Annotated in this window: 18 protein-coding genes; 12 read left to right on the forward strand and 6 right to left on the reverse strand. The window is 68.6% G+C overall.

The features are described from left to right. Positions 1-9 precede the first annotated feature (9 nt). From OHA42_RS36230 to OHA42_RS36245, 4 genes are read left to right on the forward strand one after another with little or no spacing between them, the layout of a single operon-like run. Complete coding sequence (locus tag OHA42_RS36230) at positions 10-411, forward strand: hypothetical protein (RefSeq protein WP_406232697.1); 402 nt, start codon at positions 10-12, stop codon at positions 409-411. Beyond that, positions 404-1,696 (forward strand): hypothetical protein, encoded by a 1,293-nt coding sequence (locus OHA42_RS36235; RefSeq protein WP_406232699.1) that lies wholly within the window; start codon positions 404-406, stop codon positions 1,694-1,696. Before OHA42_RS36230 ends, OHA42_RS36235 begins: the two co-directional genes overlap by 8 nt. Next, the gene (locus OHA42_RS36240) at positions 1,693-2,463 is read left to right on the forward strand and encodes an ESX secretion-associated protein EspG (protein WP_406232701.1); all 771 of its coding nucleotides are present in this window, start codon (positions 1,693-1,695) and stop codon (positions 2,461-2,463) included. Before OHA42_RS36235 ends, OHA42_RS36240 begins: the two co-directional genes overlap by 4 nt. Before the next feature lie 19 nt (positions 2,464-2,482). Beyond that, positions 2,483-3,007, forward strand: a complete 525-nt coding sequence (locus OHA42_RS36245; protein WP_406232703.1) for a gamma carbonic anhydrase family protein — start codon at positions 2,483-2,485, stop codon at positions 3,005-3,007. 21 nt (positions 3,008-3,028) lie between these two features. Here OHA42_RS36245 and OHA42_RS36250 read toward each other — a convergent pair whose 3' ends face one another. Together OHA42_RS36250 and OHA42_RS36255 are read right to left on the reverse strand one after the other, a co-directional pair. Next, complete coding sequence (locus tag OHA42_RS36250) at positions 3,029-3,652, reverse strand: phosphoribosyltransferase (protein WP_406232705.1); 624 nt, start codon at positions 3,650-3,652, stop codon at positions 3,029-3,031. Positions 3,653-3,663: 11 nt separating this feature from the next. Next, positions 3,664-4,518, reverse strand: a complete 855-nt coding sequence (locus tag OHA42_RS36255; protein ID WP_406232707.1) for a carbon-nitrogen hydrolase family protein — start codon at positions 4,516-4,518, stop codon at positions 3,664-3,666. A gap of 62 nt (positions 4,519-4,580) precedes the next feature. On the opposite strand from OHA42_RS36255, the gene OHA42_RS36260 reads away from it, so the two are divergent. Both OHA42_RS36260 and OHA42_RS36265 read left to right on the forward strand, forming a co-directional pair. Then, complete coding sequence (locus tag OHA42_RS36260; RefSeq protein WP_328405579.1) at positions 4,581-6,374, forward strand: DEAD/DEAH box helicase; 1,794 nt, start codon at positions 4,581-4,583, stop codon at positions 6,372-6,374. A gap of 141 nt (positions 6,375-6,515) precedes the next feature. Continuing rightward, positions 6,516-9,956 carry an AAA domain-containing protein gene (locus OHA42_RS36265; RefSeq protein WP_406232709.1) on the forward strand — a complete coding sequence of 1,147 codons (3,441 nt, stop codon included), beginning with the start codon at positions 6,516-6,518 and terminating at the stop codon, positions 9,954-9,956. 303 nt (positions 9,957-10,259) lie between these two features. Here the strand turns inward: OHA42_RS36265 and OHA42_RS36270 are convergent, their stop codons facing one another. Together OHA42_RS36270 and OHA42_RS36275 are read right to left on the reverse strand one after the other, a co-directional pair. Continuing rightward, a complete protein-coding gene (locus OHA42_RS36270; protein WP_406232711.1) occupies positions 10,260-11,438 on the reverse strand; it encodes an alanine racemase in 1,179 nt (392 codons plus the stop codon). Positions 11,439-11,535: 97 nt separating this feature from the next. After that, positions 11,536-12,015, reverse strand: a complete 480-nt coding sequence (locus tag OHA42_RS36275) for a TetR family transcriptional regulator (protein WP_406232713.1) — start codon at positions 12,013-12,015, stop codon at positions 11,536-11,538. Positions 12,016-12,443: 428 nt separating this feature from the next. Between OHA42_RS36275 and OHA42_RS36280 the strand changes: the two genes are divergently transcribed. Then, a complete protein-coding gene (locus tag OHA42_RS36280; protein WP_406232715.1) occupies positions 12,444-13,190 on the forward strand; it encodes a tyrosine-protein phosphatase in 747 nt (248 codons plus the stop codon). Positions 13,191-13,197: 7 nt separating this feature from the next. On the opposite strand, the gene OHA42_RS36285 is transcribed toward OHA42_RS36280, so the two are convergent. Continuing rightward, complete coding sequence (locus tag OHA42_RS36285; protein ID WP_406232717.1) at positions 13,198-14,451, reverse strand: class I adenylate-forming enzyme family protein; 1,254 nt, start codon at positions 14,449-14,451, stop codon at positions 13,198-13,200. Between the two features lie 111 nt (positions 14,452-14,562). Beyond that, positions 14,563-15,357 (reverse strand): enoyl-CoA hydratase/isomerase family protein, encoded by a 795-nt coding sequence (locus tag OHA42_RS36290; RefSeq protein ID WP_406232719.1) that lies wholly within the window; start codon positions 15,355-15,357, stop codon positions 14,563-14,565. 336 nt (positions 15,358-15,693) lie between these two features. On the opposite strand from OHA42_RS36290, the gene OHA42_RS36295 reads away from it, so the two are divergent. The 5 genes from OHA42_RS36295 (at position 15,694) to OHA42_RS36315 (ending at position 23,309) form a co-directional block, all read left to right on the forward strand. Continuing rightward, positions 15,694-16,719 carry a glutathione S-transferase family protein gene (locus OHA42_RS36295; RefSeq protein WP_406232720.1) on the forward strand — a complete coding sequence of 342 codons (1,026 nt, stop codon included), beginning with the start codon at positions 15,694-15,696 and terminating at the stop codon, positions 16,717-16,719. Between the two features lie 126 nt (positions 16,720-16,845). Then, a complete protein-coding gene (locus tag OHA42_RS36300; RefSeq protein ID WP_406239842.1) occupies positions 16,846-17,577 on the forward strand; it encodes a hypothetical protein in 732 nt (243 codons plus the stop codon). Further along, positions 17,574-18,539, forward strand: coding sequence for an ABC transporter ATP-binding protein (locus tag OHA42_RS36305; RefSeq protein WP_406232722.1), 966 nt, complete (start codon positions 17,574-17,576; stop codon positions 18,537-18,539). The genes OHA42_RS36300 and OHA42_RS36305 overlap by 4 nt, the downstream gene beginning before the upstream one ends. Next, positions 18,536-19,318, forward strand: coding sequence for an ABC transporter permease (locus tag OHA42_RS36310; protein ID WP_406232724.1), 783 nt, complete (start codon positions 18,536-18,538; stop codon positions 19,316-19,318). The genes OHA42_RS36305 and OHA42_RS36310 overlap by 4 nt, the downstream gene beginning before the upstream one ends. Before the next feature lie 118 nt (positions 19,319-19,436). Beyond that, entirely contained in the window at positions 19,437-23,309 is a 3,873-nt protein-coding gene (locus OHA42_RS36315; protein ID WP_406239844.1) for an ABC transporter ATP-binding protein, read from the forward strand. The last annotated feature ends 7 nt before the right edge of the window (positions 23,310-23,316 follow it).

Consider the following 23,316-nt stretch of genomic DNA (forward strand, 5'->3'; position numbering starts at 1 on the left):
CGCAGCACGATGAGGAAGGGGGACGGCGAGATGCAGTCGAAAGTGACAGCCCTCGACACCGCGGTCGATGAGGGTGAACTGTGGATCGACGGACTATTGGTCGCCGAGGGCGTGCCGGAGCGGTGCGCCCTGCGCTACGAACAGCTCGCCGATCAGGTCGAAGCGCAGATCCGGGTGCTCGCCGCAGCGACCTCACTCCCCGGGTTCGGCGGATTCGGCTCCGGTGACGCACTGCGCCGCGGCTTCGAGACCAAGGCCGACGGCGCGGTGACCCGGTTGCAGCACTATGCCGACGCCGCAAGGGAACTCGCGCGCACCTTCCGCGCGGCCGGTGCGGCGTACACGCAAGCCGATGACGGGCTCGCGGTCGCGGTCGACCAGACCGAAGTGGCGGGGGTCGCCCATGCGTAAGTTGCCGCGCACCGCCGAGCACGGAGCCCACCGCACCGATCCCGACTACGCACCGAACGTCGAGATCTTCGACAGCCTGACGCATCAGGACATCCACGCAGGCGTCCAGCTGCTCGACCCCGCGGCACTGTCCGCGGGCAAGCAGGCGTGGCAGGGTTCCGCGACCGGGCTTGCCGAGGCGGTCGAGCAGGCGCACAACGAAATTCGCGCCGCCATCGCCGACGGCTGGCGCGGGAGCGCCGCGCAACAGGCCGCCGATGCCGTGCACCAGTTCGAGCAGTCCGGGCAGCAGCTCGCCGATGTGATGTCGACGGTGGCGCAGCGGCTCGGTCAGGCGGGCGACGCCGCGGAGGCCCTGCGCGCCGCAGTCGTCGAACCCTCCAGTGCCACACCGGATCTCGCGGCCGCACTACTCGATCCGGCACAGGCCACCAGCAATACCGCCACCCAGAAGGCCACCGAGCACTCGCGCCAAGATGTGGTGCAGGCGATGGACAGCATCTACACGAATGCCTTCATCCCCAGCGGATCCGGAATACCGGCCTTCCCTGATGAGACGACAGGCGCCGCACCCCAGGAGCCCGGCAGCACATCGACACCGCAGCAGGCGATGCCTGTGTCTGCTGCCGACAGCACCATGGGAATGCTTACCGCACAGCATATCTCGACGCCCGCTCCCCTGGCTGAGACTCCGGAGTCGACGGCGGCCGAAGAGACCGCACCGGCGGCAGCCTCCGAGACGACCCCCGCCGCGGTTTCCCCTGCGGCCGGTTCGCTCGGTAGCACCGCTGCTGCCACCGGCGGCCTCGACACGACACCTGCCGCGCCACGGGTTGTCGCAGCCGCAGCGGAGCAACCAGCGTCGGGTCCGGCGGCGATCACGCTGGACCGAGCTCCTCGAACAGCTTCCGGCACACCGGTTGTCGCCGCCGCGACCGTGGCGCCGTCGACCGTGCCCGGCTCCGGCGGCAACGCCACGGCCGCCGACGAGGAACGCAAGCGCGAGGAGCGCCGCAAGGACTCCAACAGCGATGCGGTCAGCGGGATCGGCGCGGGCGCGATGGGCGGCATGATGGGCGGCGCGCTCGCCGCGGCCGACACTCCCAGGCAATCCGCAAGCTCGCCGCAGCGGGCCGCGCAATCCGACTACGAGGACGACGACGATCTGCACTTCGTCGACGACGAGCTCACCTTCCTCGAACCTGCCGACGAGGCAGGCGAATTGATCGGTGCGATGGATCCGACGACACCGCCGGTGCTCGGCGAGTGGAGCGAGTACGAGTGAGCTGGACGCTCACGCCCGACCAGTTCGCGCTGGCTTGGGCGCGCACCGACGGCGATCGGATTCCCTATCCCCTCGCTGTCCGCCTCTCGGCCCGCGACACCACCGAGCGGGCGGCGCACCTGCCCGCACTGAACCGGTGGTGCGACCGCACGCTCGACGCCGATCTGGAGGCGGCGTTGCGGCTGCTGGCCCGACCCACGGTGCGCGTCGAGGTGTTCGGGCAGCGCGACGATACGAATTCCGAAGCCGCCACGATCCGGCCCGTCCGGGTGCTCGGCGTGTCCACCGGTGAGATCGCGGTCGTCGCCGCGCAGCGCGCCGCCGCGACACCGGACCGCGGTGGTGACATCCGGCTGTTCGTGGGCGCTGCGAAAAACCTGTCCGCCAGGCTGGTTTCGATGCTGCCGGAGAACACCCCCGGCGCGATTTCCCGGATGACCGCGCCACAGACCCGGGTCAAAGAGGACAGCCGCGACCTGGTGACCGTGCCGGTCGCCGGTCCATCGACGCCGTCGCGCATGCGGCGGCTGCTCAACCGGCCCCGCGACGGCATCGGCCAGATCGTGGTCTCGCTGCGCCGAGCCGACGACGAACTGCGCCCGTTCGGCGTGCTGTGCTGGATCGATGTGGTCGGCGACGGCCGATACGCCGTGCGCACGGGCGCGGATGTCGATATCGTGCCGGTGACCGCGGAAGTGTTCACCACACAATTGAGCCCGATGATCACCGCGGCCGAACGCCGGATCGCCTACGCCGAACGCTGGTGAGCTTCGTTACGGTGGGCACGTGCCACTCTACGAATTCGAAGGCAAACGCCCCCAGGTCGATCCGACCGCGTTCATCGCGCCCAATGCGACGCTGATCGGTGACGTACGAGTCGAGGCAGGCGCCTCCATCTGGTACGGCGCGGTACTGCGCGCGGATTTGGCCCCGATCATCATCCGGGAACGCGCCAACGTCCAGGACAACGCCGTGCTGCACGTACCGCCGGACGTGCCGATGGAGATCGGCCCCGGCGCGACGATCGCCCACAGCGTGGTGTTCCACGGCGCGTCGGTCGGTGCGGAAGCCATTGTCGGCAACAGCAGCACCGTCCTCGACATGGCCGAGATCGGTGCGGGAACGATGATCGCCGCACACTCCTTGGTGCCCGCGCACGCCAAGATCCCGGAGGGCGTCCTTGCCGCAGGCGCACCCGCCCAGGTCAAGAAGCCGATCGCGGGCACCCCGGCCGAGGGCTGGGTCAAGCTCAACCCCGGCTTCTACGCGGACCTGGCCCAGCGTCATCGCAAGAGCATCACCGAGGTCTGACCGGCGCAGCACGCACGCCGCTCAGGACAGCAGTGCCGTGACTTCCTCGTCTTCGAGCTGGTGGAAGTCACGGTAGGCGGTGCCGACCCCGCCGAGCGTGCGCGGCACCAGCGGACAGATCACCTCGTCGGCCTCCGCATCGACGCGATGCAGCGCCTCCGCCGAGGACACCGGCACGGCAACCACGATCCGCTCGGGCTGTTCTTGCCGCACGATGCGGCAGGCGACCACGACGGTGGCTCCGGTCGCCATGCCGTCGTCCACGATCACGACCGTGCGCCCGCCCATCGCGATCGGCTCGGCGTCACCGCGCAGCACCAGGCGGCGGCGTTCGAGTTCGACGCGCTCGAAGTCCTCGATCTCGGCGAGCTGCTGCGGCGTGATCCCCGTGTGGTCCAAGACATCCTGGTTGAGCACCCGAACCCCGCCCGCCCCGATGGCGCCCATCGCCAGCTCCGGCTGCCACGGCACACCGAGCTTGCGAACCAACAGAATATCGAGATCGCCGCCGATCACATCCCGCACCGCGGCGGCCACCGGAACACCGCCCCGGGGCAGCCCGAGCACCAGCGGGTCCGACGCACGCAGGTGCGCCAACTCAGCACCCAGCGCACGACCGGCCGACGCCCGATCGGTGTAGATCATCCAATAGAACGCTACTCCGGTACCCGCTCGGCGACGGTGAATCGACGCAATGCCAGGCTCGGGTTCGTGGTGCGCACGGTCGCCAGGTAGTCGAGGTCGATGCCGGCGCTCAGCACACCCGGATCGTCGCCGAGTTCGGCGAGCACGCTGCCGGTCGGATCGATGATCATCGACGCGCCTGCGCCGCGCGGCGCGCACTGATCGGCAGCTGCGACGTACACGGTGTTCTCGATCGCGCGGGCGCGCAGCAGCGTTGTCCACTGGTCCACCTTCGACGGGCCGGGAATCCACTGTGCGGGCAGCACCAGCACCTGTGCGCCCGCCGCCGCGACGCGACGACTGCCCTCGGGGAACCGGAGATCGAAACAGGTCTGCATGCCGAACATCACATCGTCGACAACGAATGTGGCGGGCGTCTCGATCGCCCCCGGTTCGACGATGTCGGATTCGAGGTGTCCGAACGCGTCGTAAAGGTGCACCTTCCGATACCTCGCGACGAGGCTCGCATCGGGTGCCAGGGCGACGAGGGTATTGCGGATCCGGTCCGCGCCGGCCGCCACTTGCTCCACCGTTCCGGCCACCAGATGCACACCGAATTCGCGCGCGATCGAGCCGAGGCCGGTGACGAACGGCCCGGTCAACGGTTCGGCGACGGCGACAACGCGCTCGTCGAGGCGAGACACGGCAAACATCGAGTATTCGGGCGCGATCACCACTTTTGCGCCGCATTCCCGAGCCACGCGGACGTGCTCGCGCAGTGCGATGAGGTTCGCCGCGGGATCGGTTCCGGGCGCAAACTGAACGACCGCAACATCCAGCGCGGACGTCGCCGGGCTCTGATGCACGGACGCACTATCGGGTTGCATAGATCTCACGGTATTGGGCCGGTGGCCGGGACGGCTACCGGGAGGCAGTAAACTCCTGGTCAATGAGTACCAATCAGGTCGACAGCGTTCCTGGCGACAACGACAGGGACAACGACGGCCCGACTTTCGCCGATCTCGGAATCGATGACCGCGTCCTCGCGGCCATCGCCGATGTCGGTTACGAGTCGCCGTCGCCGATTCAGGCTGCGACGATTCCGCCACTGCTGTCCGGCGCCGATGTGGTCGGCCTCGCCCAGACCGGCACCGGTAAGACCGCGGCGTTCGCGATCCCGATCCTGATGGGTCTCGACACCTCCGGCAAACTTCCGCAGGCCCTGGTGCTCGCCCCGACCCGCGAGCTCGCGATCCAGGTGGCCGAGGCCTTCGGCCGCTATGCCACCCACATTCCCGGGCTGCACGTGCTGCCGATCTACGGCGGCCAGGCCTACGGCGTCCAGCTCTCGGGCCTGCGCCGCGGCGCACACGTGGTCGTCGGCACGCCGGGCCGGGTGATCGACCACCTGGAGAAGGGCACGCTCGACCTGTCGCAGCTGAAGTACCTGGTGCTCGACGAGGCCGACGAGATGCTGAAGATGGGCTTCCAGGAGGACGTCGAGCGCATCCTCAAGGACACCCCGTCGACCAAGCAGGTCGCGCTGTTCTCCGCGACCATGCCCGCGGCGATCCGCAAGATCTCCAAGCAGTACCTGAACGATCCGGTCGAGATCACGGTGAAGTCGAAGACTTCGACCGCGACCAACATCACCCAGCGCTGGGTGCAGGTGTCCCACCAGCGCAAGCTGGACGCGTTGACCAGGGTCCTCGAGGTCGAGTCGTTCGAGGCGATGATCATCTTCGTGCGCACCAAGCAGGCCACCGAGGAGCTCGCCGAAAAGCTGCGCGCCCGTGGCTTCTCCGCGGCCGCCATCAACGGTGACATCGCGCAGAACCAGCGCGAGCGCACCATCGGACAGTTGAAGTCCGGTGCGCTGGACATCCTGGTCGCCACCGACGTCGCCGCGCGTGGTCTGGATGTGGACCGCATCTCGCATGTCGTCAACTACGACATTCCGCACGACACCGAGTCCTACGTGCACCGCATCGGCCGCACCGGGCGCGCCGGGCGCAGCGGGGAGGCACTGCTTTTCGTCGCGCCGCGGGAACGGCACCTGCTCAAGTCGATCGAGCGCGCCACCCGGCATCCGCTGACCGAGATGCAGCTGCCGAGTGTGGACGACGTGAACGCCCAGCGCGTCGCCAAGTTCGGTGACGACATCACCGAGAGCCTGACCTCGTCGAACCTGCAGCTGTTCCGCAGGCTCATCGAGGATTACGAACGCGAGCACGACATTCCGCTCGTCGACATCGCGGCGGCGCTCGCCACGCTGTCCCGCGACGGCGACAACTTCCTGATGCAGCCGGAACCGCCGGAGCCCGAACGCGCGCGCCGCGAACCGCGCGAGCGCGCACCGCGTCGCTTCGAGGACGAAGGACCGCGCGGTAGCGGGCCGTCGCATCAGCGGGCGACCGGCACCGAATTGGTGACCTACCGGATCAGTGTCGGCAAGCGGCATCGCGTCGTGCCCGGTGCGATCGTCGGTGCGATCGCCAACGAGGGCGGACTGCGGCGCAGCGACTTCGGGCACATCAGCATCCGACCCGACCACAGCCTGGTCGAATTGCCTGCGAACCTACCTGCGGAAACGCTGGAAGCCTTGCGCCGCACCAGGATCAGCGGTCAGCTCATCCAGCTGACGCCGGACTACGGTCCGCCCGGACAGCGGCCGTTCAACCGCGCGCCGCGCCGCGAAGGCGCGAGCGGCAAGCGCCCGGAGCGGCGTCAGCCACGCTCCTGAACCGGGGAGGGTTCATCGAGGTCAGGCGCGCTAGCTACAGTGTTGCCGTCCAGCGTGTATTGCAGCGCTAGTCGGTAGCGGGAGTCCCGCGAAGACCCGGGGGCGGTGTCCCGCAAAGACACAGGAGGGCCGCGATTGTTCGTGTTCGGTGATCGTGTCGTTTGCACCGCCGTCGATCTCGTGCGCGCGGCGCAATGTGAGTTTGCGCTGTTGCGCGCCCTCGATGCCGAACTGGGCAATCTCGTGCCCGTCGCGGACACCGCACCGGAACCGGTTGCGCAGCCGCGCGGCGGGTTCGACGATTCCAAGGCACGAAGGCTCGCGGACTTCCGAGACCGGTTCGGTAGCTCGATGGTCGAAGTCGAATGTGGTGCGCGCGGGCCCGAAGGTGAGGGACGCGAACTCAACGGATCGTCGGCTCGCATCGACGCATTGCGGGAAGTGCACGCCGGGACAGTCGCCGCGCTGCGGGCCGGTGTGCACGTGATCCACGGTGCGACCTTTTTCGACGGTCGGTTCGCCTGCTCCTGCGATTTTCTGGTGCGGGCGGGTCACCGGGTCCGCTACACCGTGCACGGCACCGCCGCGGGCCCGCCGGATCAGGTGGGTGCCGCGCTCGAACTAGCCGCGTGCGCCGAAGCTTTGGACGGCTCCGGCGCACTGACGGCACCGCTGGTCCGGCTGTACGTCGGCGAACACAGCACAACCCACACACTCTCCGATCTGGTGCCGGTGTACCTCGCGCGCCGCCGCCGCGTCGAACGCATCCTGGACGACAAGCTCAGCGAGCTGCTGCCGGTGCAGTGGGGCGATCCCCGTTACCTGGCCTGTGGACACTGCCCGACCTGCACCACAGCGCTCGCGGCTGCGCGCGATCTGCTCCTGGTCGCCGGGATGCCGCGGACCGCGCGTGCGCGATTGCGGGAGGCGGGCGTGAGCACCATCGATAGGCTTGCCGTCACCGAGACCACCGTGCCGGGCGTGCCACCACGGACCTTCGGCGGGCTGCGCAAACAAGCCGAAATCCAGCTGCGACGCGAGGATTCCGGGAAACCGACGCATCACCTCGTCGACGTGATCGCGCTCGGCGCGCTGCCGCCGCCCTCGCCGGGGGACCTGTCGCTGACCATCGACGAAGGTCCCGGCGGGCAGCCGATCGGCGTCGAGGTGGGCGGACCCGGCACCGTCCATCTGGCCTTCCGAATGGCGGCCGCCGACGATCTCACCGAACAGCGTCGTGCGCTGGGCGAGGTGCTCGGCTATCTGGCGCAGCGCAGGCGAATGTACCCGGACATGCACGTCTACCACTACTCGTCCGGGGTCAGGTCCGCGCTGCTGCGCTGGACCGGCGCGCACGGCAACGGCGAGGAGGCCGTCGACGACCTGCTGCGCGCGGGCGTGCTGGTGGATCTGTATCCGATTGTGCGCAACGCGTTGCTCATCGGCGAACGGTCCTACCGGTTGAGCAGGCTCCGGCGGCTGCTACCCGGCGAGGCGCATTCCTCGATCACCGAACGCGATTGCCTGACCGTACTGCGACTACGGGACTGGCTGGTGGACCGGGCCGCCGAACAGCGGATCGACCCGCAGGCGGTGACACTCGAGCGCGCGAGTTCGTGGTGCCTGGTGACCGAACCCGACGAGGCGGATCTCGCGCCGCCCTCGCGCCCCTCCTCGATCGAGGCGGCGCTCGCGGAATTCGCTGCGACGCACCAGGAGCCGCACCATCCGGCCGCGCTGCTGGCCGCGGCGCTCGGCTATCACCGGCGCGAACGCCAACCGCTGTGGTGGGCGCACGCCGATCGGCTCAGCCACCCGGTCGACGAATGGGCCGATGCCCCAGGCGTTCTCGTCGCCGACTGGGGCACGGTGGACACCAAATGGCATCGCAGCCCGCACCGGGCAACCATGCGCCGCTACCTCACGCTGACCGGGCGGATCGGCATCGGCTGGGGCGCGGCGTCGGGTTCGAGCGCGGCAGGCAGCGGTGCGGCGGGCGCTTCCGGGCCGGGACCGCATACGGCGGGCGCGGTGGCGGCACACACCGTGCTGGCACCGGGAACCATGGTGTACACCTTCTACGATCGGCCCGTCGCCGCCGGCATGGTCACCGCCGTCGGGCGGCGGGCGACCGCCGTCGCCACGGTTCTCGGCTGTTCGGTGGACGCGGACTTCGACGACACTGTGCGGCTGGAGGAGCTGCTGTCGGAGGGGTGCGAGCCCTACGACGAGCTACCGACAGCCATCGCGCCCGGACTACCCGTTTGGGACGAAACCGCCGAGACCGCCGTCGAATTCGTCGCCCAAGAGCTGCTGATGGCGCTGCCCGAGGTCCCGTCCGGCGCGATATTCGACATCCTGGCCCGCCGCCCGCCCCGCTTGCATCGCGCCGGCGGTCTGCCCGATGTGCACGGCGACCATGCCGCGGCGATCACCACCGCCGTGCGCGACCTCGACAACTCCTATCTCGCCGTGCAGGGCCCGTCGGGCACCGGCAAGATCTCCACCGTCGCCCGCGCGATCGAACGCCTCGTCACTCGGCACAGGTGGCGGATCGGCATTGTCGCGCCCGCACATTCGACCGTCGAGAACATGCTCGACCTGATCGTCGAGATCGGGGTGCTGCCCGAACTTGTCGCGAAGAAGGACGTGCAGTCGGTGGCGCCGGAGTGGGCCGTGATCGACGGCACCCGGTACCCGCGATTTCTGGACAACGCCGTCAACGGGTGCGTGCTCGGCGGCAGCCCGGCGGATTTCGCCGCCGACGAGCTGGTGTCCCACGAACGTCTCGATCTGCTCGTGATCGCCGACGCGGGCAGCTTTCCGCTGGCCGACACCGTCGCGGTCGCGGTCAGCGCGCGCAACCTGTTGCTGCTCGGCGACCCGGCGCCGCCGACAACGCGCAGCGCCCACCCGGAGCCGGTCGGCGAATCGGTGCTCGGCTGGCTCGCCGAGGGACGCAACACCCTGCCCTCCGAACGCGGCTACTTCCTGGACCGGACCTGGCGGATGCACCCGCGGGTCTGCGAACCGATTTCCCGGCTGTACTACGACAGCAGGCTGCGCTCCAACGAAACCGTCACGCTTGCACGACAGCTCGACGGCGTGCCACCGGGGGTCGACACCGTGCTCGTCGAACACACCGGCAACTCCATCGAGTCGGTGGCCGAGGCGCGCGAGGTGGTCCGCCGGGTGCGCGCCCTACTCGGGCTGCCGTGGACGACCGGCGCGATGACCAGGCGGCTGCATCCGCACGACATCTTCGTCGTCGCGCCATACAGCGCCCAGGTGGGTCTGATCCGGACGCTGCTCGCGCGCGCCAAGATCGAGGACGTGCTGGTCGGCACGGCCGACCGCTTCCGTGGCAGGGAGGCCGCTGTCGTCCTGCTCTCGATGACCACGTCGAGCCCGGCGGACGCACCCTACGGCATGGGGTTTCTGTTGTCACGCAGCCTGATCCAGGCCGCACTCTGCCGTGCCATGTGGAAGGCGACCATCATCCGCTCGCCACTGCTCACCGAGTATCTGCCCGCCGCTGCGGACGATCTGTCGGACTTGGCGAGCTTCCTACATCTGAGCTGAATCGCGGCACACGCGGTCATGGCGCACGACCGCGGCCATCGAGTGCACGCTGCGCAATGTGGGTCTTGCCGTAATCCCGTGGCCGTCCGCACAGTTCGCATCGATCCGGCGTCTCGAATACCTATTCGGAGTATGGGTATTACCGAACGAATTCATCGGATGAAATCATTCCATAAACACCGGCCAGCACCCGACAGGAATTTACAGCCAGACCGGTTGGTATTCAATGCGAAATTCAGGGCCTCGAAATTGCCGAAAATCGGCAATCCTATCGGCGATCCCGGGGAGCAACGTACGTCGGCCTCAGCCGAAGCAGTTGCCCTCACCGCGGTAGGTCGGCACCGTCGTCCTGGTGCCGTCGCTGTCGACCAGATGGATGTGATCGATGCGCTCGCACAGCTCGCCCGCCTTGGCGTGGCGGAACCAGACCCGGTCACCGATCTGCAGTTCAGCAGCCCCGGACAGCGGCGTCTGCACCTCGCCCGCGCCCTCGGTGCCGATCAGCCGCAACCCACTGGGCCACACCGGCTTCGGCACCCGCGACGGACCCGTCGGACCGGAGGCGATGTAGCCGCCCGCGAAGACGGTGGCGATGGACGGGGTCGGCTTGCGCAGCACCGAGGTGGCGAAGTACAGCGCGGGGCGCGGAGTGAACGAGCGGTAGTGGTCGAACAACGTCGGCACGTACAGACCGGAGCCCGCCGTCACCTCGGTGACATCGGGGTCGACAATGCTGACCTCGATCGATCCGGAACCGCCACTGTTGACGATCTCCAGCTTGCCGACCACCGAACGGACCGCATCGAGAACCCGCTTGCGGCGCTTGGTTATTTCGGCCGCGGAGGCCTGCTTCACCAGCCGTACAGCAATATTGGAGTCGGGCAGCCCGGCGATCTGCGCTTCGTAGGTCATCACGCCGACCACCTCGAAGCCGCGCCCCATCGCCACCCGGGCGAGCTCCGCCGCCTGGTCGGGAGTGCGAATGGGCGAGCGGCGCACGCCGAGGTGCAGCGGTCCGATCCGCAACGAGGCGTCCACGTCGAGACAGATCCGTGGGCGAACACGCTCGCTGCCGACCGCCGCACGGATCAACTCCAGCTGTGCGACGTCATCGATCATCAGGGTGATGGATTGCCGGAGGGTGTCGTCGGTGGCGAGTTCGGCAAGCGCGGCGCGGTCGACGGCCGGATAGCCGAGCAGCACGTCGCGGGCCCCACGGCGAACCAGCCAGATGGCTTCGGCCAGCGAGTACGACATGATGCCCGCGAACCCACCGTCGGCGGTCAGCCCTTGCCCGAGCACCTGCTCCAGCACGGCCCGGCAGCGCACCGACTTGCTGGCCACGCGCACCGGCACACCGTGCGCGCGGCGCACCAGGTCGGCGGCATTGGCCCGCAGCGCGGCCAGATCGAGGGCTGCCAGCGGCGGGTCGAGCTCGGCCGTGGCGGTATCCAGCGCGACAATCGGCGACGTCGGGGTCACCGGTACAACTCAACCATCAAACTGGTCACACGTCCAGCATTGGCCGATGGCCAGTCGCCGTCCTGCCGAGCGACCAGCACGCGGTCGCCGACAGTCCTCACACTTCGGCCGCCCGGGTGGCCAAGCTGCTGACCAGGTCGTCGAGCACCACCAGTGTGGTTTCGTCATTGCAATCGGCGAGCCAGCGCAACACAGTCCCCTGCAGCACCGACACCGCATAGGCAGCGATGGCCTCCACTGGCTCCAGCCATTGCGCGCCGGACTTCTCCGCACACAGGTCGAGGAAGATCGCGACCTCGGTGTCCATCTCGCGATACACCGCCGACGCGGTCGGATCCGGAATGCATTCGGTCTGCACTTCCCAGCGCTGCCGCAGCGTCTGCACGGTTACTTCATAGGCGCGGATCTGCCTGGCCGGGGTGGCCTTGACTACCGGCCAGTACGCGCTCACGCCGGCATGCAGCAGCACCCGCAACGCCCGCACTCCGGTGATATCGAGCGAGGCGGCCGCTTTCTCGACCGCCTCGCAGATGGTCGGTCGCAACCGGCCCTCCGCTATTTCTCCACGAACGCTCAACGACGACTCCCTCGGCGAAAGAACTCGCGCACCACCGTCGGCGCGACTCGCTGAACATGGCGGGCCGCTCCCGAGAATCCTCCACTAGGAAATCCCCTGGCTGCCCGGTCCAACATTCAGCAATGGTAGAGGCTTATCGGGGTTTAAGAATAGGTTCGGCGGGTATTACCAGACTGAAAGAATGTTTTGTTACCCAAACGGAATGGGTCCGCGACCGCCCGGTGTCCGCCGGAATCGCCTCCCTGGGCGTCACTCTCGACCGCCCACACCCCCGGACACACGATTTTCCACAGTACGGACAGCCTCACCGAGACCCGTCATCGTGTGATCGATCCCACACAAATACTTCGCAAATCGGCCACCTGGCCGTTCGACGTTCGATCCGGGAACGACACCTAGCGTCACCGACGGGGCGATAGCCTGGATCGGTGACTCTCTCGCCCCCCGCCGACCAGTTCTTCCTCGCCGGCACCTTCAACTTCCGCGATGTCGGCGGCCTGCGGACCCTCGACGGCGCGAAGGTTCGCCCCGGCGTGCTGCTGCGCTCGGCCCAACTCAGCGGCCTGGACGCACCCGGCCACGCCATCCTGCGCGAACTCGGCGTCACCGAGGTGCACGACCTGCGCGGCCGCCGCGAGATCGACCACATCGGGCACGACAACCTGCCCGAAGGCGTACGGCTGAACATCACGCCCTTCGATTCGCGGATGGGCGAGGCGCCGCCACACGACGCGCAGACCCATTCCGCGTTCGCGCACATGCTCGAGGTGTATCGGCTGTTTCCCGCACTGCCCGAGGCGCATGTCGCGATCGTCGCCATCGCGGAATCGATTGTGCGCGGCGATGGCGCGGTGCTGGTGCACTGCGCCGCGGGCAAGGACCGCACCGGCTGGGCGATCGCCACGCTGCTGCGTGCGGTCGAGGTCACCGAGGAAGACGTGCTCAACGACTTCCTGCTCAGCAATGCGGCGGTGCCGTCGCTGCGCGCCATGATGGCGACGAAACTGGCTGCGGGCGAAGAGCTTTCCGATGACCTGCTCGGCGTCCGCGCGGAGTACCTCACGATCGCGCTGGAGTCGGTGCGCGAGCGGCACGGCGAGTTCGAGGTGTACCTCGGCGCCATCGGCTTCACCCACGAGCTGCGCACCAAGTTGCGCGAGCGACTGCTGGAATGAGCGAAGGCTAAGCGGACAGCCCGCTGCGGACCAGTCCGTCGGCATCGATGGTCACCTGATCGCCGGTGTGGAACCAGCTTCCGGTGAAGCGGTCCGCGGTCGACTTCGGATCGTTCCAGTAGCGGCAGCTGACATTCGGTCCGCGACAGAGCAATTCGCCGTGACCGACCTGGGCCTGCGGGCCCCACAGCGCCAATTCCGTACCGCCGAAGGGGAATCCGAGCACCGCGTCGGCGCCGGATGGGGCGTCGGTGTCGTCGTCGACGGCCAGACCGATGCCGCTGGTTTCGGTTGCGCCCCACACCGACCATCGCCGCGCCGCGGGGAACATGTCCCGCAGTGCGGCCGTCAGATTCGCGGGTTCCGCAGCGGCGGCGGCCCGTTCGGCGCGGTGTCCGGCATTGCTGACGCGGGTGATGCCCTCGGTGTCGAGGCCATCGGTGCGCAGCCTTGCCAGCTCCGGTAGTAGCCGGGTGAAAATGCGCGGTGTCGCCGACACCATGTCGATCCGCTCGGCCACCAGGGTTTCGGTGAGCCTGCGAGTGTCCGGCGCGAGCACGACTGTGCCACCGACCGCGAAGGTCGGCAGCAGTTGATCCACGCATCCGCTGGCATGGGCGAGCGGCAGCAGCATCAGGTTGCGCAGGCCGTCGGTCGGCAGATCCAGCGCCGCGACCACCGAACGGATTGCCGACAACAAGTTTTCGTTGGTCAGCTCGACGCCCATCGGCGCGGTGGTGCCGCTGGTGTAGCACAGCAGCGCCAGATCACCCAGTGCCGCACCGTCATCGATGAACGCGGCCCCATCGGGCAGCGGCGCGTCCGAGCCGCCCGCACCGCCGGCGCCGAGCACGAAATCGGTGCTGCTGTCGGCGATCACCCGCTCGGCCACTTCGGCGGGCAGGCCGTCGTGCACCAGCACCGGCACCGCGCCGCTGAGCAGCGCGCCGAGAAACGCCTGCACCCACCGGGCGCCTGGGGGCATGTGGACGGCGACCCGGTCGCCGTAGCCGATGCCGTGCTCCTGCAGGCCACCCGCGATCCGGGAGGCGGAATGCCACAGCTCACGGTAGGTGAGCCGGGGACCGCCGATTTCCACGACGGCCTCCCGGCCCGCGAAGGCGTGCACCTGCAGATCCAGCAGTTCGGTGACCGCGGGCGTCAGATTCCCGTAGCGCAGCACTCCGTCAGCACCGCGAGCCAGCGGGTTGTCGCAGGCATCAGGACGGGTCAGTGGGTATTCGACCAGGAGCTGTGACATGGGTCCTCCGCACGCCTAGAGCCGGCAGGCTTAGGCGAACTATATGACGCCAGTCACATATTTTCTGCGATTAGGTGGTGAACATGCCCTGCTTTTCGATATTCGTCATCCTCATTCGCCGGTGTAGGTCGCCTTGCCCGGTCCGACCTCGAGGAAGCTGCGCACCGCGCCGCGCAGGTCAGCGGTGCCGAACAGGGCGCCGGACACCTCCGGAGTCACCGAATCGGCATGCGCCACACCGCCGGAGCGCCAGGCCTCGATGATCTGTTTGGTCGCGGCGTGCGCCTTCGTCGGTCCCTGCGCCAGGCGGTGCACCAGTTCACGCGCCGCGGTGTCGACGTCGTCGTGCACGGCGTTGACCACACCCCATTCGGCCATGGTCGCCGCGTCGTAGAGATCACTGGTCATCACGAACTCGCGGGCCCGGCCGGATCCGGCGCGCTCGGCAAGCCGCTGCGGGCCACCCATCGAGGGCGTCAGGCCGACAACCGTCTCGACGAGTCCGAACTTGGCCTTCGGCGCGGCCAGGATCAGATCACAGGCAAGCGCCATCTCGAAGGCTGCGGTCAGGGTGAGCCCGTGCGCGGCGAAAACCACCGGGCACGGCAGCGCCTCCAGCGGATGGATGATCTGGGCGAAAAGGGTGCGCCACAGTTCGGCGCCCTGCTCGGTGGACAGGCCGTCGAAGACGTGCACATCGACGCCGCCGGACACCAGCTTCCCCTCGGCGCGCAGCAGCAGCGCCCGCGGCGGGCGGGCCGACAACTCGGCGAGATCGGCAACCAGGGCATCGAGCATGGCCTGGTCGAAGAGGTTCAGCGGCGGATTGGCCAGCGTGAGGGTGGCCACTTCCGCGCCGCCGTCGGTGGTGTTGCGTTCCAGACGGGTTGCCTTCGTTTCACTCATTCGGCCAGCCTAGAGGCGCGTCGGACACAGTCCGTCGATAGTCCGCGCCGGGCCGAGCGAAGGCGAGGCAGCCGCCCAAGAGACACAGCCGGACACAGTCCGTCCACAGCCCGCGCCGGGCCGAGCGAAGGCGAGGCAGCCGCCCAAGAGACACAGCCGGACACAGTCCGTCCACAGCCCGCGCCGGGCCGAGCGAAGGCGAGGCAGCCGCCCAAGAGACACAGCCGGACACAGTCCGTCCACAGCCCGCGCCGGGCCGAGCGAAGGCGAGGCAGCCGCCCAGGAGACGTAATCGGACGCAGGCCGACTGTCACCCGTATCTGCGAGACTGTCCAAGTGACCAAGTCGGTATCCGAAAATGGTTCCTACGTAGAGCCTGGCGAGTTCAAACGGGACACCAACTACATCCACAGCCGCATCACCGCGGACGGCCGCGATGGCTTCCCGGTCGAAGCCGGCCGCTATCGGCTGGTTGCGGCGCGGGCCTGTCCGTGGGCCAATCGCACGCTGATCGTGCGCAGGCTGCTCGGGCTGGAGGACGCACTCTCCCTAGGATTGTGCGGGCCAACACACGACAAACTCAGCTGGACCTTCGATCTCGATCCCGGCGGGGTCGATCCGGTGTTGGGTATTCCGCGGCTGCGCGACGCGTATCTGGCGCGCTTTCCCGACTATCCACGTGGCATCACCGTGCCCGCGATCGTCGATGTGCCCACCGGACAGGTGGTGACCAACGACTACGCGCAGCTGACCCTCGACTTCTCCACCGAGTGGACCGAGTTCCACCGCCCCGGCGCCCCCGCGCTCTATCCGGAATCGCTGCGCGCCGAGATCGACGAGGTGAATCTCGCGGTCTTCCGCGATGTCAACAATGGGGTGTACCGCTGCGGGTTCGCCGGCACCCAGGACGCCTACGACACGGCCTACGATCGACTCTTCGCCCGCCTCGACTGGCTGTCGGAGCGGCTGACCCGACAGCGATACCTGGTGGGCGACACCATCACCGAGGCCGATGTGCGGTTGTTCACCACGCTGGTCCGATTCGATCCGGTGTATCACGGCCACTTCAAGTGCAACCGGAGCAAGTTGAGCGAGATGCCGGTCTTGTGGGCGTACACACGCGACCTCTACCAGACGCCGGGGTTCGGTGACACCGTCGATTTCGACCAGATCAAGACGCACTACTACGCGGTGCACACCGACATCAACGCGACCGGGATCGTCCCGAAGGGCCCCGACCTGACCGACTGGCTGACCCCGCACGGCCGGGAAGCGCTGGGCGGCAGACCCTTCGGCGACGGCACCCCGCCGCCGCCTCCGGTACTCGCCGAGCGGGTGCCGGCGCTGAACCAACCGGCATGATCGAGCACCCGGCCGGCCCGATCCTGATCGGAACCGATCCGGCTGGGTAGTTCGTTGTCATGACGAGCTGAGGGCAGTCGGTGCCATACAGTTCACCCAACACAGGTGGAAGAGGAGGATGACGCCGTGTTCAAAGGCGCGTTCGAGAAGACGGTCGTCGAGCTGCTCGATTCCGGGTCGCGCCTGCAGGCGCCCGCCGTCGCCAAGTACGTGGACCGACTCCGGCGCTCCCACCCGGCCGAGAGCCCCGCGCAGATCATCGAGCGGCTGGAGAAGCAGTACCTGCTCGCCGTGACCGGCAGCGGCGGCGCGGTCGGCGCGACGGCCGCGGTACCCGGTGTCGGCACCGTTGCGGCCATCGCCGCCGTCAGCGCCGAAACGACGTTCTTCATGGAAGCCTCCGCGGTGTTCACCCTTGCGGTGGCGGCCGTGCACGGCGTCTCCCCCGGTGACAAGGAACAGCGCAGGGCGCTGGTGCTCGCGGTCGTGCTCGGTGACAGCGGGATGGAGATCGTCGAGAAGACGGTCGGCCACTCCGCGAAGAATTGGGGCACCGTCTTCGCCAACCGCATTCCCGGGCTGTCGAGCATGAACGACTCGCTGCTCAAGCGGTTCATCATCCGCTTCATCACCAAGCGTGCGGCGCTGATGGCGGGCAAGATCGTCCCGGCGGGCATCGGCGCGGTGATCGGCGGCGTCGGCAACCGGGCCCTCGGCAAGACCACGATCAACAACGCGCGCAAGGCCTTCGGGCCCGCACCGTCGGTGTGGCCGGCCGATCGACACCTCATCGTCGAAGCCGATCCGCTCACCGCCATCGACCCGGCGAAGCCGCAACCCCCGGCCACCCCACGATGAGTGCGAGCAGAGGACCTGCGTTCGCCGTCCGCGGCATCGGCAAGCGGTACAACCTGGTGGCGGCCGTCGAGAATGTGAGCTTCACCGTCACCGCGGGCACCGCGGCGGCACTGGTCGGGCCCGCGGGTGCGGGCAAGACGACGATCCTGCGGATCCTGCTCGGGCTGCTCGAACCGACCACTGGCTCGATCGCCATCGGCGGGCAAGGGTCACCCGGCACCGCGCGAGCGGTGGGCGGCATGCTCGAACCGCGCGGATTGCATCCCGCACGCACGGCGCGCGACCACCTGCTGGTGTACGCCGCGGCGGTCGGCGTCGCGGACGACCGGGTGGACGAGGTGATCGAACTCGTCGGCCTCGACGCGGCGGCGGACACCAGAGCGGGTGCGTTGACCGCAGGACAGCAGACCAGGGTGGCCTTGGCGACCGCGCTGCTCGGCGATCCACCGCTGCTGGTCCTCGACGAGCCCGCCGCCGGCCTCGACAGCGCGGAACGCGCATGGCTGCAAGAGTTTCTGCGCAGGCATACCCGGCGCGGTGGCACGGTACTGTTGTCCAGTGAGAGCCTCGCCGCGGTGATCCCGGTGGTGGACAACATCATTGTGCTGAGTGCGGGCTCGGTGGTGTATGAAGGTAGTCCGACCAAACTGCGCCGCGGCCACCCCGATCGTCTCGTTGTCGCATCGTCGACGCCGATCGCGCTGGCGACAACGCTTGCCGCACAGGGCTTCACCGACGCGGTGATCCGCCCCGACGGCCGGCTGGCCGTCGCCGAGGCCACCGAGGGACAGATCCGCGAGGCGGCGAAAGTCGCCGGCGTGCGCCTGGACAGCATCACCCCCGACCCGATCCATCCCGATCGGGTGCTGGCCGCGCTGACCAAAGTTCGTCCACAGCCGACTCCGTATCCCGGAGTGGCCGCCCATCTTCCGACGCCGACGCCCTACGGGATTCCACGATGATCGACATCCTGCCCGCGGACCTCGTCCCGGCGGTCAACTCCGAGGTCCGCAAGGTCATCACGCTGCGTGCGAGCCGGATCCTCGGCATCGGCGTGCCCGCGGTCGCGCTCGTCGCGAGTGCGGTCACCGCCATCCTCGCCGGGCCTGCCGACCCGAAGGGCGATCCCGCGACCGGCACCGCGACAATCGGCCTGTATCTCGGCCTCCTAGCGGCGATCCTGGTGTCCGGCGCGTTCGGTGCGGCGGGCGCGGGCGCCGAGTACCGGTACGCCACCATGCCGGTGACCCAATTGTTCACCGCGGACCGCGATCGGCTCGTCACCGCGAAACTCGTTGTCACCGCGGGATTCGCGCTGGCGATCACGTTCCTCGTCGAGCTGATCGTCATGGCCTGCCTGATCGGGTTCGGGCACGGCAAGTTCGACTTCGGCCTCCGGCTGCTCACCGTGCTCGGCGGCGGCCTGCTCGCCGCGGCATGTTGGTCACTGATCGGCGCAGGCCTCGGACTGCTGTTGCGCACCTCGACCGGCGCGGTCGCCGCGCTGCTCGGTTGGCTCGTCATCGTCGAACCGCTGAGCTGGCTCGTCGCCAAAGGCCTCGGTATCGCGGGCTTCGCCACCATGTTCCCCGGCGCCGCCACCGTCAGCACCGTGGCCGTGGGTTCCTTCCAAGACAGCGACTTCCTCGCCCCCGCTCCCGCGGCCGTTGTCGTCCTGCTGCTGTGGACCATCGGCGTCGCAGGCGCGGGCTGGTGGTCGGTGCGCCAACGCGAGTTGTGATCCCGATCGGATAGCTGCCACTGGGAACAACGGTGTGCCGGTTCGCGTCGTTAACGTCGACTTATGTGTGGACTGAGACGATCGAGATGGGCGAGCACCTGATGTGAGCGAGCAGCTGATGGGCGTGGGTCCGGGCGGTTGGATGCGCAGGCTGTGGGCCGAGAGCCGGTCGCACGGCGGGCTGCTCGCGGGGATCGCGGCCGCGTTGGCGGTCGGTGCGGTGGTGGAGATCATGGCGCCGCTGCTCACCAAGCGGGCGCTGGATGCGGCGGGGGTGGGCGACACCGACGTCATCGGCGTGATCGCAGGGCTACTTGCGGTGCTCGCGGTGGGGCGGTTCGCGGCCGCGTTCGGGCGCAGAATGCTGGCGGGACGACTGTCGTTGGATGTGCAGCACAGCCTGCGGCTGCAACTGCTCGGGTCGCTGCAGCGGCTGGACGGGACCGGGCAGGACGCCATGCGCACTGGCCAGGTGGTGTCCCGATCGATCACCGATCTGCAATTGGTGCAGGGGCTTTTGGCCATGGCGCCGCTGTCGGGGCTAGCACTGCTGGAGTTCCTGCTCGCGGCCGCGGTGATGGTGTGGCTGTCACCACCGCTCGCGGCCGCCGCCCTGCTGGTGGTTCCGGTGATCGCGCTGGTCGTCTATCGGATGCGGCCACGGCTGTATGCCGCGACCTGGTCCGCGCAGCAACGCGCCGCCGAGGTCGCCCAGCACGTCGAAGAGACGGTCACCGGCGTTCGCGTGGTGAAGGGGTTCGGGCAGGAAGGCCGCATGGTCGAGGTGCTCGAGCGGCACGGCAGGGCGCTGTATGCCGAGCGCATGCGCGCGGCGAAGATCAACGCGCGGTTCGCGCCGACCGTGTCGGCGGTCCCACAGGCCGGTCTGGTCGCGGTGATCGCCTTCGGCGGGTGGCTCGCGCTGCACGACGCCATCGGCATCGGCACCTTCCTCGCCTTCGCCGCGTATGTGGCCACCATGACAACGACCACCCGCACCATGACCTCGGTGGTGATCATGGCCCAGCTGACCCGCGCAGCGGCCGAGCGGGTCTACCAGGTGATCGACACCGCGCCGACAATCGCCGACCCCACGCACCCGATCGCGCTGCCCGAAGGTCCGCTCGGCATCGAAATAGACTCCGTCACCTTCGGATTCGACAGCGACCGCCCGGTGTTGCGCGACCTCGACCTGACCGTGCGCCCCGGCGAGACGGTGGCGATCATCGGCCCCGCGGGTTCCGGCAAAACCACACTGTCGCTGTTGTTGCCCCGCTTCTACACACCCGACTCCGGCACGATCCGCCTGTTCGGCACCGAAACCACCGCCGCCCAATCGGCGTCGTCGAGCCCGGAACTCGATCGCGCCGCCGAGGAACGCATCGCCCAGCCACGAATGGGCCCATCGAACCGCGCTTCGGGCGGGGCGGCAACCAGCCGACCGACGGCGGGCCGCACACATCCGACGGCCATCGATATCGCGGACGTCCGAGCCGCCGACCTGCGCAGTGCAATCGGTGTTGTCTTCGACGACCCGTTCCTGTTCTCCGACAGCATCGCCGCCAATATCGCCCTCGGCAATCCGGACGCCACCGATGCCGAGATCCGTCGAGCCGCCGAACTGGCCGCGGCCGACGATTTCATCACCGAATTGCCCGACGGCTATGACACCGTGGTCGGCGAGCGCGGGTTGACGTTGTCCGGTGGTCAGCGCCAGCGGATCGCGCTGGCGCGGGCGCTGCTGGCGCGGCCGCGCATCCTGGTGCTCGACGACGCCACCTCCGCGGTCGACGCCGTGACCGAGGCTGCGATCTTCGACACACTGCCGGACCAGGGCGGGCGCACAACAGTGATCCTGGCGCATCGCGAGTCCACCCTCGCCCACGCCGACCGGGTGATCCGCCTGCCCGCCCCCACGGCAACGCATCACCTCGAGCATCTGGATGCCGCTGCCGTGCCGATCCGCATCGGGCGTGGGTCCGCCGCGATCGGCGGGCCCGCGGCGGGTGCGGCAGCCGATCTCAGCGAAACCCCCGAGTTGCGCCGCGATATCGAACGGCTGCCACCGGCCATCGAGACACCCGACCTGGACGAGCGGCGACTGCGGGAGCCCGATCCCGACTTCCGGCTGGCTCGGCTGCTGCGGCCGGTCCGCTGGCTGGTGCTGGTCGTAATGGGTTTGCTGGCGCTGGACGCACTCATCGGCGTCACCTTCCCGCCGATCGTCCGCTATGCGATCGATTCCGGTGTCGGCCATGCGGATTCCGGTGCCCTCGCGACCGCGGCGGCACTCGGTGTCGTGCTGGTGTTTGCGGGCTTGGCGGTCGCCGCGGCGGCGACCGTGCTCACCGCACGCACCGGCGAACGGGTGCTCTACGGCCTGCGCGTGCGCAGCTACGCCCACCTGCAACGGCTCGGCCTCGACTTCTACGAACGAGAACTGTCCGGTCGCATCATGACCCGGATGACCACCGATATCGACGCCTTGTCGACCTTCCTGCAGACCGGTCTGGCGACCACGCTGATCGGTGGACTGACCCTGATCGGCATCGCGGTCGCGCTGCTGGTCATCGATGCGTCACTGGCCGCGGCGGTGTTGGTCGCCTTGCCGCCGCTCGCGGTTGCGACCTGGCTGTTCCGTCGCGTCTCCTCGACCGCGTACACGGTGTCGCGCGAACACGTCTCGGCGGTGAACGCCGATTTCCAGGAGAACATCAGCGGTCTGCGCGCGGTGCAGGCCAGCCGCCATGAGCCGTTCGCGGCGCACCGGTTCGCCGAATACTCCGCGCGCTACCGCAACAGCCGGATGCGGGCGCAACGCGCGATTTCGATGTACTTCGCGTTCGTCATCGCGTGGGCAGATCTGGCGCTGGCCGTTGTGGTGTTCGTCGGCGCTCGTGCGGTCGCGGGCGGCACTACGAGTCCGGGGACGCTGATCGCTTTCGTGCTGTATCTGGAGCTGCTGTTCGGGCCGATTCTGCAGCTCTCCCAGGTATTCGACGGGTATCAGCAGGCCAGGGTCGGCCTGCGGCGGATCGGGGAGCTGTTGCGCACTCCGTCCTCGATCGCCGCGGATCCTGCGGAGGCGGTCGCGATCACGGACGGTCTGCGTGGCGAGGTCACCGTCGACGATGTTCATTTCCACTACCCGGGCACCGACGCACCCGCCCTCGATGGCGTATCACTGCATATCCCGGCGGGCTCGACCCTCGCGCTGGTCGGTCCGACGGGCGCGGGCAAATCCACCATCGTCAAGCTTCTCGCTCGCCTCTACGATCTGCCCGACGACCTCGACGCGAACCAGGATCCCGAACACCGTGTCCGGAATCTCGACGACGCCACAACCGGCGACCCGACCCGCAGTCTGGTAACCGGCGCGATCCGTGTCGACGGCGTCGACATTCGCCACTACCGCCTCACCGACTACCGATCCCGCCTCGGCATCGTCCCGCAGGAGGCGCACCTCTTCACCGGCGATGTGGCGAGCAACATCGCGTTCGGAAAACCGTCCGCGACCGAGGCCGAGATCGCGGCGGCCGCCGCGGCGGTCGGCGCAACGGACATGATCGCCGCGCTGCCGCTCGGCATGCGCCAACCGGTCGGCGAGCGCGGCCGCGGACTCTCGGCGGGGCAGCGGCAACTCGTCGCACTTGCCAGAGCCGAGCTGGTCGGCCCTGATCTCCTGCTGCTGGACGAGGCCACCGCGACACTCGACCCCGACACCGAGGCAGCGGTGCTGTTTGCCAGTCGTTCGCTGGCTCGCGGCCGCACCACCGTTGTCGTCGCACACCGACTCGGCACGGCAGCGCGCGCCGATCGGATCGCCGTCGTCGATCACGGGAAGATTGCGGAAATCGGCACACACGAGGCGCTGGTGGCGGCCGCGGGGCCGTATTCCCGGCTATGGGCTGCGGCTCGGGAAACGGGGGGAATATTCTCGGTCACAGACGAGTCGTCACATATGGGATCGGGACTGTCGGGTGGTCAGTAGATCCGCC

The sequence above is a fragment of the Nocardia sp. NBC_01009 genome (assembly GCF_045208035.1).
GTDB lineage: Bacteria > Actinomycetota > Actinomycetes > Mycobacteriales > Mycobacteriaceae > Nocardia.